We start from the raw sequence: 12465 nt of genomic DNA on the forward strand, positions 1-12465 counted from the left end.
GCACGATGACACGTTTTCTTCTCGTTGCGGCAGGTGGCGCCATCGGCTCCATGGCGCGCTATGGCCTTGGCCTCGCCGCCGGGCGGCTCGCACCCAATGCCGGTTGGCCCGTGGGCACCTTCGCCGCCAATGTCGCCGGGGGTCTGCTGATGGGTTTGCTCGTCGGCTGGCTGGCGTTCCGGGGCGGGGCGCAGCAGGAGATGGTGCGCCTGTTCGCCGCCGTTGGCGTGTTGGGCGGGTTCACGACCTTTTCGTCCTATTCGCTGGAAGCGGTGCAGATGATCGAGCGACGCCAGATCGGTCTGGCCGCGGCCTATGTGATCGGCTCGGTGGTTCTGGCGATCGCGGCCCTGTTCGTCGGCCTTATGGTCGCCCGCCGCGCCTTTGGAGTTCCCGCTTGACCGATCAGCCGCCCGCAGCAGATGCGCCTAAACGCGAGGTCCTGACGATCTATGTCGCCGAGGACGAGGACGGCATCCGGCTGGATCGTTGGTTCCGCCGGCGCTGGCCGCACCTGTCCAACATCCAGGTGCAGAAGATGGCCCGCAGCGGTCAGATTCGCGTGGACGGCGCCCGCATCAAACCCGAAGGCCGGCTGACCGCCGGCGCCGCCGTGCGCGTGCCGCCGATTCCGGACGATACATCACGACAGGCGGGCGACGCCCACACCTTGTCCGAAAGGGACATCGCCTTCGCCAAGTCGCTGGTGCTGTATGAAGACGACATGGTCATCGCCTTGAACAAGCCGCATGGCCTGGCGGTGCAGGGCGGGACCAAGACGAGCCGTCACGTCGATCGTCTGCTGTCGGCCTGGGGCGAGGGATTGGAGCGACCGCGCCTGGTCCACCGGCTGGACCGCGACACGTCCGGCGTGCTGCTGCTGGGCAAGGGGCCGGAGGCGGCAAAGCGACTGGCGGGCGCCTTTGCGCGTCGGCAGGCCAAGAAGACCTATTGGGCCATCGTCATCGGCAATCCGAAACCCTATTCGGGCCAGATCGACATGCCGCTGAAGAAGACCGGCATCAACGACTTCGAGATGATGCGCCCGGCCGAGCGCAAGGACCCGCGCGCCGAACCGGCCGAAACGGCGTTCTCGACCATCAGCCGCGCCTCGCACCGGGCGTCATGGATGGCGCTGCGCCCCTTCACCGGCCGGACGCATCAGCTGCGCGCCCATATGGCGGGGATCGGCCATCCGATCCTGGGCGATCCGAAATACGGCGACGAGAAATCGCGCGAACTGTCAGGCCCGCTGAAGCTGCAACTGCACGCCCGCAGCATCGAACTGGACCACCCGCGCGGCGGCGTTCTCAAGGTCACCGCCCCTTTGAGCCCCGAGATGAAGGCCGGCTTCGCCCACTTCGGTTTCTCCGAGGACGAGGCCGAAGACGATCCCTTCCTGGGCGTGAAGCGAATCCGGTGACGTCGGGCCTCCAGGCGCAGGTTTGGCAGGCGAGGGTCGAAGGGGCCAAGGCTCTGGCCGCCGCCGGGCAGCTTAACGCGGCCTTGGATATGCTGGCGCCGATAGTGCAGCAGGCCGATGCGCCGTGGCAGGCCTTGTCAGTGCAGGCCGATCTGACGAAGCGGGCGGGGCGTCTGGACGACAGTGCGGCGCTATCGCAGCGCCTCGTCGCCGTTCGGCCGCAGAGCGTGCCGGCGTGGCATAATCTGGCGTCCACCTTCGGCGATCTCGGGCGGGCGGCCGAGGCCGAGGTCGCGTGTCGCGCCGCTATGTCCATAAGCGGCGATGCGCCGGAAACCTGGCTGGTGCTGGCGCGGGCGTTGCAGGCGCAGAGCCGCTTCGAAGAGGCCGAGGACGCCTATCGTCAGGCGCTGCTGCGGCGGCCCGGCTATGGCGACGCGCTGCGCGATCTCAGCCAGCTGATCTGGATGAGGGATGCCGATCTGGAGGGCGCCTGCGCGCCGCTGGACGCCGCCATCGCCGTATCGCCGGCGACGCCTTTGCTGCGACATATCAAGGCGAAGCTGCTGGACTATGCAGGGCAGGGCGAGCGGGCCTATCACACCCTGGTCGCCGGGCCGCTGGATGGGCCGGGGGAATTGGCGGCGGCGCAGGCGTGCCTGACGCGGGACCCGGGCCGGGCGCTGGACCACGCAAACCGGGCAGCGGCGCTGGCCGGCGGCGAGGTCCCGGCGATCATGGTGACCCAGGCCGAATGTCTGCTGGCGCTGGAGCAGGCTAAGGCGGCGCTCGCTACCACTGAAGCGTTAAGGGCGCGCGAGCCGCTGAACCAGCATGTGCTGGCCTTTCAGGCGACGGCGTGGCGGATGCTGGGCGATCCTCGATACCGTGAACTGTATGACTACGACGCCTTCGTGCGGCCGTTTCGGCTGGAGGCGCCGAAAGGGTGGGCGTCGCTGGAGGCCTATCTGGTCGATCTGGCGAAGGCGCTGCACGATCTGCACACATTGAAGACCCATCCGGTAGGCCAGTCGCTGCGCGGGGGATCGCAGACCAGCGCGTCCCTGGCCCAGAACGACGATCCGGCCATTCGCGCCTTCTTCCAGGCCATCGACAAGCCGATCCGCGACTATATTGCGGCGCTGGGCCGTGGTGACGATCCGCTGAGAGCGCGCAATACGGGCGACTATCGCATCCAGGGCAGTTGGTCGGTGCGGTTGAGGCCGAACGGGTTTCACGCTGACCATATCCATTCGAACGGCTGGCTGTCCTCGGCCTGCCATATCGAACTGCCGCCGGCGGTGCAGGGCGAGGGGCGCGAGGGCTGGTTGCGGTTCGGCGCGCCGCCCGGCCTGCCGAGCTTGGCGGCAGAACACTATGTGCAGCCCCAACCCGGCACCTTGGTGCTGTTTCCTTCCTATATGTGGCATGGCACCCAGCCGTTCGGCGGCGAGGCGTCGCGTCTGACGCTGGCGTTCGACGTCGTGCCGGCCTGACTCCAACGGACGTTCTGATGACCGATCAACCCGCCCCGCATCGCCCGCGTTTCGTCGAACAGTCGCCGGATCGCATCTCCCGCTTCTGGACCGAGGCAGGCGTCGGGCCTCATGGAGACGGGGGCTGGGCCGTGCTGTTGGACGGCCGTGCGCCCAAGACACCGGCTAAGGCGGCGTTGGTCTTACCGACGCAGGCTGCGGCGCAGTTGGTCGCCGACGAATGGGCGGCGCAAGGGCAGTTTCTGGATCCATCGACCATGCCGGCGACGCGCTTGGCCTCGACCGCGATCGACCGGATCGGTCAGGCGCGAGAGGCGGTGGCGGACGAAATCGCGGCCTATGCCGGATCGGACGTGGTCTGCTATCTGGCTGATCATCCGACGCCGCTGGTCGAACGGCAGGCGCGGCAGTGGAGGCCTTGGCGCGACTGGGCCGCGCGGGAGATGGGCGTGGCGCTGGAGCCGGTCGAAGGCATCGTGCATCGGCCGCAGTCGCCCAACGCCATCGCGCGGGTCAAGGCGCTTGCCCTGTCGTTGGACGACTTCCGCCTGACCGGACTGGCGACGGCCGTGCCTCTGCTGGGGTCGGCCGTATTGGCCTTGGCGGTGGAGCAGGGGGCGTTGGATGGCGGGACGGCGTTCGACCTGTCGCGGATCGACGAGCTGTTCCAGGAAGAGCAGTGGGGCGTGGACGCCGAGGCCGCCGAACGCACCGAGGCGCGCCGCGCGGAGGCCCAACTGCTGGACCGGTGGTTCAGAGCGCTCGCTTAGGGGGCCTCGGTTTAGGGCGCTGGCGGCGTCGTCGAGGCCGCGATCAGCATCGCGCGTTCCTGGTCGGTCAGATGGCGCCAGCGGCCCTCCGGCAGATCGCCCAGCTCCAGCGGACCGATGCGGATGCGATAGAGATCCACGACTTCCAGCCCGACCAGTTCGCACATGCGGCGGATCTGGCGATACTTGCCCTCGGTCAGGACGAAACGCAGGCTATGCGGACCGGTCTGGGTGACGCGGGCGGGCTTCAGCGGCTTGTCGTTCAGCGACAGGCCGTGGCGCAGCTTGCTCAGCTTGCCTTCGGTGATCTGGCCTTCGACGACGACCAGATATTCCTTGTCCAGCTCGGACGCCGGGCCGATCACCGCCTTGGCGACGACGCCGTCCGATGACAGCAGCAGCAGGCCGCGCGAATCTTCGTCCAATCGACCGATCGGGGGAAGAGAGGCGTCGCGGGCAGGCGTGTCGCCCTCGCCGATACGATTGGGCGTCTTCAGCAATCGCACGGCCGGGATCTTGCCGGGATCGGGCTGGCCCGAGACGTAACCTACCGGCTTGTGCAGCACCAGCGTCATGCCCGTCGCCAAGGCCGCTTGGGCGGTGTCGTTCAGGGTCAGGGTTTCGCCGGGTTGAATCTTTCGGCCGGCGTCGCTGATCGTATCGCCATCGATGGAGACCAGACCATTGGCGATTAGGGTATCGGCCTCGCGCCGCGAACAGACGCCGGTCTGGCCCAGCCATTTGTTCACGCGAACGGGTTCGTCGCCGTCATAGGTGCGGGTGAAGGCCATGCGATTCCGTCGTCCAGTCGATGCGGGTGTCTAAAGCCGGGCGGGATCGCGAGCAAGCGGGTCGCCGTTTTCAGGATCAGAAAGGCGAGTCTGTTCGAACTGGCAGGTTGATCCAGACGGGATCGCCACTATATCTGGCGGCATTCCACAAATGATCCAGAGTGCGGGACGACACGCGTCGGGCCCGTCGATTTTCGTTTTTCTGGTCATCGGCGTGGGTGGTTCGACAGCGTCGCTTGTCGGATCTGGATCAGTATTTAAACATCTCAAGGAGACGTCTTGTTCGCTCAAAACAAATCTTCCGCAGGCCCCCGTCGCACTGGCTACAACCGTCCTGTTCCTACCCGTCTGCGCATGGGGCTGGTGATGCGGCGTGACATGGCGTTTGGCGAGTTAGGCGACGTGGAGGGCGCGTTGCGGGCCGAGGGCGTGGGCCTGGCCCCGATCTCGACGGGCGACGCCAGCCTGATCGCTGGCGGCGTGACTGTGCTGGCCACCGCGACAGCTAAGGACATCGCCGAGGAGCGTTTGAAGGGTCTGGTCGTGCCGGGCGGTTCGATGGATGAGGCGTCATTGGCGGCCGTGCGGTCGCTGATCGACTTGGCGCGCGCCAACGGCCTGACAGTTATCGCTTTCGCGGACGGCGTCGCGCTGGCGGCCGATAGCTTCGGCGTGTCAGCCAATGCCGAGGGCGCGGTGTTCAAGGACGGGGGAGTGACCCTGCTGAACGAGCGAGCCGAGTTGTCGAAGCTAGTCGGCGCGATCGTCTGATCAGACGGCGCGAAACAGCAGGATCAGGTTGTTCGCGGGCATCTGGACCCGCAGCGTGGCCGCAAGGCCATGCGAGTGGGCAAGGGCCTCGACCATTTCGCGATCACGCAAACCCCAGTCTACGTTTCGCGCCCTCAGGCTGGCGTCGAAGGCCGCGTTCGAGTCCGCCAGCGGAACCTCGGCCTCGCGGTAGGGGCCATAAAGCGCCAGCAGGCCGCCGGGGCGTCTCAAGACCCGACCGGCCAGATCCATCAGCCCCTCGGTCGCCGACCAGGGGCTGATGTGCGTCATGTTCGCACAACAGAGAGCGTCGAACGTGTCGGTCGGCCAAGTCATAGGGTCGCCGGTGTCGAGGGCCAGCGGCGGGTTCAGGTTCGACATAGCGAACTGACGGCTCCAGGCGGCGATGCTGTCGCGGGCCTGGTCGCTGGGGTCGCTGGGCGTCCAATCCAGATCCGGCAGGGCGGCGGCGAAGGCGGCGGCGTGTTCGCCCGATCCGGACGCGATCTCAAGCACCGATCCACGCGCCGGCAAATGGGCGCGGAGCACGCGAAGAATCGCCTCGGCGTTTCGACGCGCGGCAGGCGAGGTGAGCGCGCCGTCAGGCAGCACAGTGAGCGAATCCAGTGTTTGCACAGGCCCTTCTACCGCTCCGACGCTGCGATCGCATCTGCGATCTTTTGCCGACGACACCGGTGGACATCGGCGCTTTCGTGCGCGGTTTGACGTGGCGGAAACGACGGCGCATTCCGCTTGTAACAGTGCGTGATCGTTATGTGTCGGGTCATGGCGGCGTCAGATCGCCAGACTCTTTTTGCTCAGGAGACGTCCTTGTCCAATCCATTCACGCCCGGCTTGCGCCCGGCGCCCACCGCCCATGCCGGGCTGATCGCCTGGGTCGAGCAGATCGCCGCCCTGACCAAGCCCGCCAAGGTCCATTGGTGCGACGGCTCCGAAGCCGAGAAAGAGGCCATCACCGCCGACCTGCTGGCCAAGGGTACGTTGAAGGCGCTGGATCAGACCAAGCGGCCGGGCTGCTACTACGCCGCCTCTGATCCCCGCGACGTGGCGCGGGTCGAGAGCCGCACCTTCATCTGCTCGGATGACCAAGCTGACGCCGGCCCTACCAACAACTGGGCCGATCCGATCGAGATGCGTGAGCGTCTTGACGGCCTGTTCGACGGCTGCATGGCCGGGCGGACGATGTACGTCGTCCCGTTCTGCATGGGACCGCTGGGGTCCAAGATCAGCGCCCTGGGCGTCGAGATCACTGACAGCGGCTATGTCGCACTGTCGATGGGTGTGATGACCCGCATGGGTAAGCCGGCGCTGGATCAGTTGGGCGATAAGGGCGTCTTCGTGCCGGCCGTCCATACGCTGGGCGCGCCGCTGGCCAACGGTCAGGCGGACGTGGCCTGGCCCTGCAACGACGACAAGTGGATCGTGCATTTCCCCGAGACGCGGGAAATCTGGTCCTATGGTTCGGGCTATGGCGGCAACGCCCTGTTGGGCAAGAAATGCTACGCCCTGCGCATCGCCTCGATCATGGCTCGCGACGAGGGGTGGCTGGCTGAGCACATGCTGATCCTGAAGCTGACGGATCCGAAGGGCCGGGCGAAATATGTCGCCGCCGCCTTCCCCAGCGCGTGCGGCAAAACGAACCTGGCCATGCTGCAACCCAGCCTGCCGGGCTGGACCGCCGAGACCATCGGCGACGACATCGCCTGGATGCGGTTCGGCGACGACGGGCGGCTGTATGCGGTCAACCCCGAGGCCGGCTTCTTCGGCGTTGCGCCGGGCACCAGCCGCAACACCAATCACAATGCGCTGGAGACCCTGGCCTCCAACACCATCTTCACCAACACCGCCCTGACCAGCGATGGCGATGTATGGTGGGAGGGTCTGACCAAGGAGACGCCCGAAGGCCTGACCGACTGGAAGGGTCGTCCGCACGATCCCGCGTCCGGCGAACCCGCCGCCCACCCCAACGCCCGTTTCGCGGCGCCCGCCAGCCAATGCCCGGCCATCGCGCCGGAATGGGAAGATCCCAGGGGCGTGCCGATCGACGCGATCCTGTTCGGCGGCCGCCGCGCCAGCGCCGTGCCGCTGGTGACCGAAGCCTTCGATTGGGAACACGGCGTCTTCATGGGCTCGACCGTGGCGTCCGAAGGCACCGCAGCGGCCGAGAACAAGGTGGGCGAACTGCGCCGCGATCCCTTCGCCATGCTACCGTTCTGCGGCTACAACATGGGCGACTATTTCGCCCACTGGCTGAAGATGGGTCAGGGGCGAGACGCCTCGAAGCTGCCGCACATCTTCTTCGTCAACTGGTTCAGAAAGGATCAGGACGGCCGTTTCGTCTGGCCCGGTTTCGGCGACAATGCGCGCGTGCTGAAGTGGATCAGCGAGCGGATCGACGGCGACGCCGAGGCGGTCGATACGGCGGTCGGGCGCGTGCCGTCAGTCACGGCCTTGGACCTGTCAGGCCTGGACCTGACGCCGGCGCAATTGTCGACCCTGCTGGACGTGGATGCGGGCGTCTGGGTCGAAGAGGCGGCGCTGATCCCCGACTTCTATCGCCAGTTCGGCGATCGACTGCCGACCGCCCTGTGGAACCAGCACGCGGCCCTGGTCGCGCGTCTGGACGACGCCGGCGCGGCCTCGATGGCGGCGGAATAGGCGAAAGCCATCTTGCAATAGGGGCGTTGCGGGTCGATCAGACGGCCCGTGACGTCTTCCTCTCCCATCGTGATTATCGGCGCGGGCGTGCTGGGCCTCTGCACGGCGTTCGAGCTGCATCGGCGCGGCCGGACCGTGTTAGTGGTCGATCCGGGCGAGGTGAACGCCTCGCTCGTGGCTGCGGGGATGATCGCCCCGGCGATGGAGTCGGCAATCGACGACGTGTCGGTTGATCGCGCCCGGCTGTTTCAAGCAGGCCGTGATTTGTGGCCCGCGTTCGCGACGGCAGCCGGTATCGCTCTGGCGCATCGACCCGCCGAATGGCGAGGCGGCGATGTGAAGGGGATGGAGACGCGGTTGCGCGCGCTGGGCTTCGACGCGCGGCGCGATGGCGTCGGCGTCACGACCGATGACGATTATCAGGTCCAGCCAGCACAGGCTCTAGAGGCGCTGAGGCAGTCGCTGGGCGAGGCTGTGATCGCGGGAAGGGTGACGACGATCGCCCGCACCGATGGCGGCTGGCGGCTCGAAGTCGGCGATCAGTGGCTGGATGCGGAGGCGGTCGTGCTGGCAATGGGCGCCGGTGACGCTGTCGTGGGTCTGCCCGAGACCGCGCGCCGTTTGATCGCAGATATCGAGCCGATCCGGGGACAGATCGGCGTCGCCGCCGGACATCTTGTCGATCATGTCGTGCGCGGGCCGGGCGCCTATGTCGCGCCGATGGCGTCTGGCGCGGTCATCGGAGCAACTATGGAGCCGGGGCGGCGGGATATGGCGCCGGATGCCAAGGCGTCGGAACGTCTGACCGAGGCGGCTTGGGCTGCGCTGGGTCGGTCGCCTGAGCCGCTGTCTATCGAATGGCGCGTCGGAATCCGGGGCGCGACGGCGGATGGTCTGCCGCTCGCGGGCGCGGCGCCTGGTGAAGAGGGTTTGTTCATGGCCTTGGCGCCGCGTCGAAACGGCTGGCTGCTGGGGCCCTTGGTCGGCGCCGTGGTCGCCGATGCGATCGAGGGGCGGACGGCGTCGCCGCACGCCCGCGCCCTTAACCCTGGTCGGTTCTAGCCCTCCATCGCGAACCGGACGGTGAAGTTGACGGTCGCGCCGTCGACAGGTCGGCCGTCCACGGTGCGCGGGTTCATGCGGAACGACCGCGTCAGGCTCTGCGCGGCGCGGCCGAAGCCCTGGCCGCTCGGCGTCTCTCCCACGACCCGGCAGCCGTTCAGGCCGCCGTCCGCATTGACCACGCAACTGAGCGTCGCCGAACCCGGCGTGCCGTTTTCCGCCGCGCGAGTCGGATAGGCCCGCGCCATCTGCGCCGCCGATGGGCGACTGGCCCAGGTCGGGTTGTTGATCACCGACGGCGGGCGCGGCGGCGTCTCGACGGTCGCCGTGCCGCCTTCGACGCCGGTGGGGGCGACGCTGATGGTCGGCAGACCGGGTTGAGCGGTCACGACGCCCGGCTCGGGCGGCGTCAGCGGGATCGTCTGCACCGTCGAGGGCACGGGGATCGCCGACTTGTGAATCGGCGTTGGCGGCGCCGCCGTTTCAGGCGAGGGCAAGGGCTTGGGTTTGGGCGGCGCCATCATCACCGAGACCGGCGGGTCGAGGATGTCTTCGATGGGCGCCGCACTCAACTCGAACCGCTGATTATACAGCGCCACCCCCGCCGCAACGTGCAGGACCACCGAGACGCCGATGGCGCCCAGCATCCACCGCGGGATAGGCTTCTTGCGTTCCCCGAAGTCGATCGGGCTGATCAAGCCGGGACCACCGGCAGCACGGATCATCATAACGTCACTCCCTCGTTCACCGCCCCCGCAGCGCCCGTAACTGGAAGTTGAGCGCTCAGGTTGTGGCGGCTTTACGGCGAAGTTTTCCCGTTCGACGAAGGTCGAGGCGTTAACGCGGCTGTTAAGAATTAAGAGTTGATTAACTACGTTCGCCGACCCTTCGCACATGGGTATCGGAGCGATTCCATCGACAGGCGGGGTAGAAGCGGCCATCCGGCGCGCGTCGAACGCCGTTGGCGTGGACTATGACTTCCTGGTCAAGACCGCGCGGCGCGAGAGCGCGATGAATCCGTCGGCCAAGGCCCCGACCTCTTCGGCCGCCGGCCTGTTTCAATTCATCGAGCAGACCTGGCTAGGCACGGTCAAGCAGCACGGGGCCCAGCACGGCTACGGCCAGTACGCCGACCTGATCCATCGCGGGTCGGACGGACGTTGGCGCGTCGAGGGTTCGGCGCGCAATGTGGTGCTGGACCTGCGGTTCGATCCTCATGCGGCCTCGACCATGGCGGCTGAGTTGACGGCGTCCAACGCCGCCTATCTGCGCGGCCGCACCGGCAAGGAACCGGGCGCCGGTGATCTGTACGCGGCTCATTTCTTGGGGCCGGCCGGGGCCGCCGGTTTGATGGAGGCGATGGATCGCAATCCGGGCGGCAGCGCCGCTGCCTTGTTCCCGGACGCCGCGCGGGCCAATCGCAGCATCTTCTATCGCAATGGACGCGCCGCCACGGTCGCCGAGGTCCACGCCAATCTGCAGCGCACAGCCGGCGAGGGCGCACCCGCCGCTGGAGCCGGCGAGACGAAATACGCCGTGCCGAATCTGAGCGACAAGGATCAGATGCTGGCCGCGCGTCTGGATCGGCTGAAGCAGGATCAAGGGCTGCTTGCGCTACTGCTCGGTCAGGATGGATCATCCAGCAGCGGCTTCGGCGGCGCTTTCTCGCCCAATGGCAAGGAAACAACCTGAGTCGTTGCATTGCAACCGATGGTAAACCGCCCGTTAAGCATGGCAGTCTCATTCTGGGATCAACGTCCGATTCCATCACGAGCCGTCCATGACCGCCTTCCGCGCCCGCCTGACAGAAGTGGACATTCGACGCTTGATCAAGGCGACGGACGACGATGAGCGGGCCGAGGCGGCGCACAAGCTGTGCCGCAACATGGAGCGCGCGAAACTGAATGAGGACGACCGGGCGGCGGCGCAGAAAATCCTGCGTCTGCTGGCTAATGACGCGGCCGAACTGGTGCGTCGCGCCATGGCCGTCACGCTGAAGGCGTCCGATCTGATTCCCCATGACGTGGCGCGCAAACTGGCCGGTGATCTGGACAGCATCGCCCTGCCGATCATCGCCTCGTCGCCAGCGTTCAGCGACGAGGATCTGATCGAGATTGTGCGTGCCGGATCGGTCGTGCGCCAAGTCGCCGTGGCGGGACGGGCGCGGGTGTCGCGCGATGTCGCAACGGTGCTGGCGGCGGAAGGATGCGAGCAGTCGGTTCGCACCTTAGCGGCGAACGACAACGCCGACCTGTCCGAAGGCGCGCTGGCCACCGTCGTCGACCGTTTCGCCGAAGCGCCCGAAGTCCTGACCGCCGTGGCCTATCGCCAGGTCCTGCCGCTGCATGTGACAGAACGGTTGATCCAACTGGCCAGCGAAGCGGTGCGCGAACATCTGATCAGCCATCACGCTGTGGCGCCGGAAACCGCTATCCGTCTGGCCCAATACTCTCGTGAGCGGATGACGGTCGATCTGGTCGATCAGGCCAGCGTCAGCACCGATCTGGCGGCCTTCATGGCCCAGTTGAACGCCCGTCGCGTCCTGAACGCTTCTCTGTTGTTGCGCGGACTGGCGCGGGGTCAGATGGCGATGTTCGAATATGGGCTGGCCGAACTGGCCAACACGCCGCATCACCGCGCCTGGTTGATGGTGCATGACGCCGGTCCGTTGGGGCTGAAGGCCATCTATGATCGCGCGGGTTTGCCGCCGCGCCTGTTCCAGGCCTTCCGTGCGGGCGTCGACACCTGGCGTGCGCTGGCGGCGGAGGGGATCGATACGTCGAGCGCCTATTTCCGTGATCAGATGCTGGAGCGGTTCCTGACCCAGCGTCCGGCCGTCCTGCGCGATGATCTGGCCTATCTGATGGAGCGGCTGGATCAGTCGCCGTCGCTCAGCCTGGCCGCCGCCAACGCGGCCTAAGAAAAAAGGCCCGCCGGAGACGACGGGCCTTTCGCAAACGGCTGGAGGGACGATCAGCCTGCGAGGTGATCTGCGACGCGGGCTTCCAGAGTCTCGGCCAGAGCGCGGCCGGTCGGATGTTCGTCGGTCTTGATCTGGTCGCGGACGACGGCGCGGATGGCGTCGATGTGCGCGTCCAGGATGGCGATGGGCGCAGTCATGCGGCGATCGGCGTCGTCCAGCATCTTGCACAGCGAACCGGCGATGCGCGTCACCAGCGGATATTCATAGGTCGTGCCCAAACCCTTCAGATCATGAGCCCGGAAATACAGGGCCTCGGCGGTGGCGGGAGTGTAGCCCTGCTCACGGATTTCGGCCTGGGCCTTGTCCAGCTTGACGATCTCGTCGTTCAGCCATTGGCCGAACTGGGCCGACATGGCTTTCAGCGCCTCTTCAGCCTTGGCGATGGCGTCGGCGTTGATGCCGAAGCCGCCGCCGACCTTGAGCCGCAGCGAGTTGGTCGGAGGGGTGATCTGCGCCGGATTGCTCATGGCGGGCTCCATAGGACGTTCAG

13 protein-coding genes are annotated in these 12465 nt (G+C 66.9%); 9 read left to right on the forward strand and 4 right to left on the reverse strand.

All coding sequences use genetic code 11. The features are described 5' to 3' along the window. Nucleotides 1-5: 5 nt before the first annotated feature. Genes crcB through VH88_RS11870 form a run of 4 tightly spaced genes read left to right on the forward strand, consistent with a single transcriptional unit; the run spans nt 6 to nt 3689 of the window. Nucleotides 6-401: a fluoride efflux transporter CrcB gene (gene crcB, locus VH88_RS11855; protein WP_039247210.1), complete on the forward strand. Its 396-nt coding sequence runs from the start codon at nt 6-8 to the stop codon at nt 399-401. Continuing rightward, on the forward strand, nt 398-1423 hold the full coding sequence (locus VH88_RS11860; protein ID WP_045811444.1) for an RluA family pseudouridine synthase: 1026 nt from the start codon (nt 398-400) through the stop codon (nt 1421-1423). The genes crcB and VH88_RS11860 overlap by 4 nt, the downstream gene beginning before the upstream one ends. Beyond that, the gene (locus VH88_RS15410) at nt 1420-2919 is read left to right on the forward strand and encodes a putative 2OG-Fe(II) oxygenase (protein ID WP_052689580.1); all 1500 of its coding nucleotides are present in this window, start codon (nt 1420-1422) and stop codon (nt 2917-2919) included. The genes VH88_RS11860 and VH88_RS15410 overlap by 4 nt, the downstream gene beginning before the upstream one ends. A 17-nt stretch (nt 2920-2936) precedes the next feature. Continuing rightward, nucleotides 2937-3689, forward strand: a complete 753-nt coding sequence (locus VH88_RS11870; RefSeq protein ID WP_045811445.1) for an ATP12 family chaperone protein — start codon at nt 2937-2939, stop codon at nt 3687-3689. Nucleotides 3690-3700: 11 nt separating this feature from the next. Here the strand turns inward: VH88_RS11870 and VH88_RS11875 are convergent, their stop codons facing one another. After that, entirely contained in the window at nt 3701-4480 is a 780-nt protein-coding gene (locus VH88_RS11875) for a pseudouridine synthase (RefSeq protein ID WP_045811446.1), read from the reverse strand. A gap of 279 nt (nt 4481-4759) precedes the next feature. Here VH88_RS11875 and VH88_RS11880 point away from each other — a divergent pair, with 279 nt between their 5' ends. Then, complete coding sequence (locus VH88_RS11880; protein WP_231576668.1) at nt 4760-5251, forward strand: hypothetical protein; 492 nt, start codon at nt 4760-4762, stop codon at nt 5249-5251. On the opposite strand, the gene VH88_RS11885 is transcribed toward VH88_RS11880, so the two are convergent. Beyond that, entirely contained in the window at nt 5252-5800 is a 549-nt protein-coding gene (locus VH88_RS11885; protein ID WP_231576669.1) for a DUF938 domain-containing protein, read from the reverse strand. Between the two features lie 282 nt (nt 5801-6082). On the opposite strand from VH88_RS11885, the gene VH88_RS11890 reads away from it, so the two are divergent. Both VH88_RS11890 and VH88_RS11895 read left to right on the forward strand, forming a co-directional pair. Continuing rightward, complete coding sequence (locus VH88_RS11890) at nt 6083-7930, forward strand: phosphoenolpyruvate carboxykinase (GTP) (protein ID WP_045811486.1); 1848 nt, start codon at nt 6083-6085, stop codon at nt 7928-7930. Nucleotides 7931-7978: 48 nt separating this feature from the next. Beyond that, nucleotides 7979-8992, forward strand: a complete 1014-nt coding sequence (locus VH88_RS11895; RefSeq protein ID WP_231576670.1) for an FAD-binding oxidoreductase — start codon at nt 7979-7981, stop codon at nt 8990-8992. Here the strand turns inward: VH88_RS11895 and VH88_RS11900 are convergent. Next, nucleotides 8989-9720: a TonB family protein gene (locus VH88_RS11900; RefSeq protein ID WP_045811448.1), complete on the reverse strand. Its 732-nt coding sequence runs from the start codon at nt 9718-9720 to the stop codon at nt 8989-8991. The genes VH88_RS11895 and VH88_RS11900 overlap by 4 nt on opposite strands. Nucleotides 9721-9886: 166 nt before the next feature. On the opposite strand from VH88_RS11900, the gene VH88_RS11905 reads away from it, so the two are divergent. Then, nucleotides 9887-10684: a transglycosylase SLT domain-containing protein gene (locus VH88_RS11905; RefSeq protein ID WP_026108427.1), complete on the forward strand. Its 798-nt coding sequence runs from the start codon at nt 9887-9889 to the stop codon at nt 10682-10684. 88 nt (nt 10685-10772) lie between these two features. After that, nucleotides 10773-11912, forward strand: coding sequence for a DUF2336 domain-containing protein (locus VH88_RS11910; protein WP_045811449.1), 1140 nt, complete (start codon nt 10773-10775; stop codon nt 11910-11912). 53 nt (nt 11913-11965) lie between these two features. On the opposite strand, the gene VH88_RS11915 is transcribed toward VH88_RS11910, so the two are convergent. Then, entirely contained in the window at nt 11966-12442 is a 477-nt protein-coding gene (locus VH88_RS11915; protein ID WP_045811487.1) for a hypothetical protein, read from the reverse strand. Between the last annotated feature and the right edge of the window lie 23 nt (nt 12443-12465).

The organism is Brevundimonas sp. KM4 (genome assembly GCF_000964075.1).
Taxonomy (GTDB): Bacteria; Pseudomonadota; Alphaproteobacteria; order Caulobacterales; family Caulobacteraceae; genus Brevundimonas; species Brevundimonas huaxiensis.

What these genes read in the sequence shown, in the direction of transcription:
- crcB (WP_039247210.1), top strand. Translation starts at nt 6, where the DNA reads ATGACACGTTTTCTTCTCGTTGCGGCAGGTGGCGCCATCGGCTCCATG.
- VH88_RS11870 (WP_045811445.1), top strand. Translation starts at nt 2,937, where the DNA reads ATGACCGATCAACCCGCCCCGCATCGCCCGCGTTTCGTCGAACAGTCG.
- VH88_RS11875 (WP_045811446.1), bottom strand. Translation starts at nt 4,480, where the DNA reads ATGGCCTTCACCCGCACCTATGACGGCGACGAACCCGTTCGCGTGAAC.
- VH88_RS11900 (WP_045811448.1), bottom strand. Translation starts at nt 9,720, where the DNA reads ATGATGATCCGTGCTGCCGGTGGTCCCGGCTTGATCAGCCCGATCGAC.
- VH88_RS11905 (WP_026108427.1), top strand. Translation starts at nt 9,887, where the DNA reads ATGGGTATCGGAGCGATTCCATCGACAGGCGGGGTAGAAGCGGCCATC.
- VH88_RS11910 (WP_045811449.1), top strand. Translation starts at nt 10,773, where the DNA reads ATGACCGCCTTCCGCGCCCGCCTGACAGAAGTGGACATTCGACGCTTG.
- VH88_RS11915 (WP_045811487.1), bottom strand. Translation starts at nt 12,442, where the DNA reads ATGAGCAATCCGGCGCAGATCACCCCTCCGACCAACTCGCTGCGGCTC.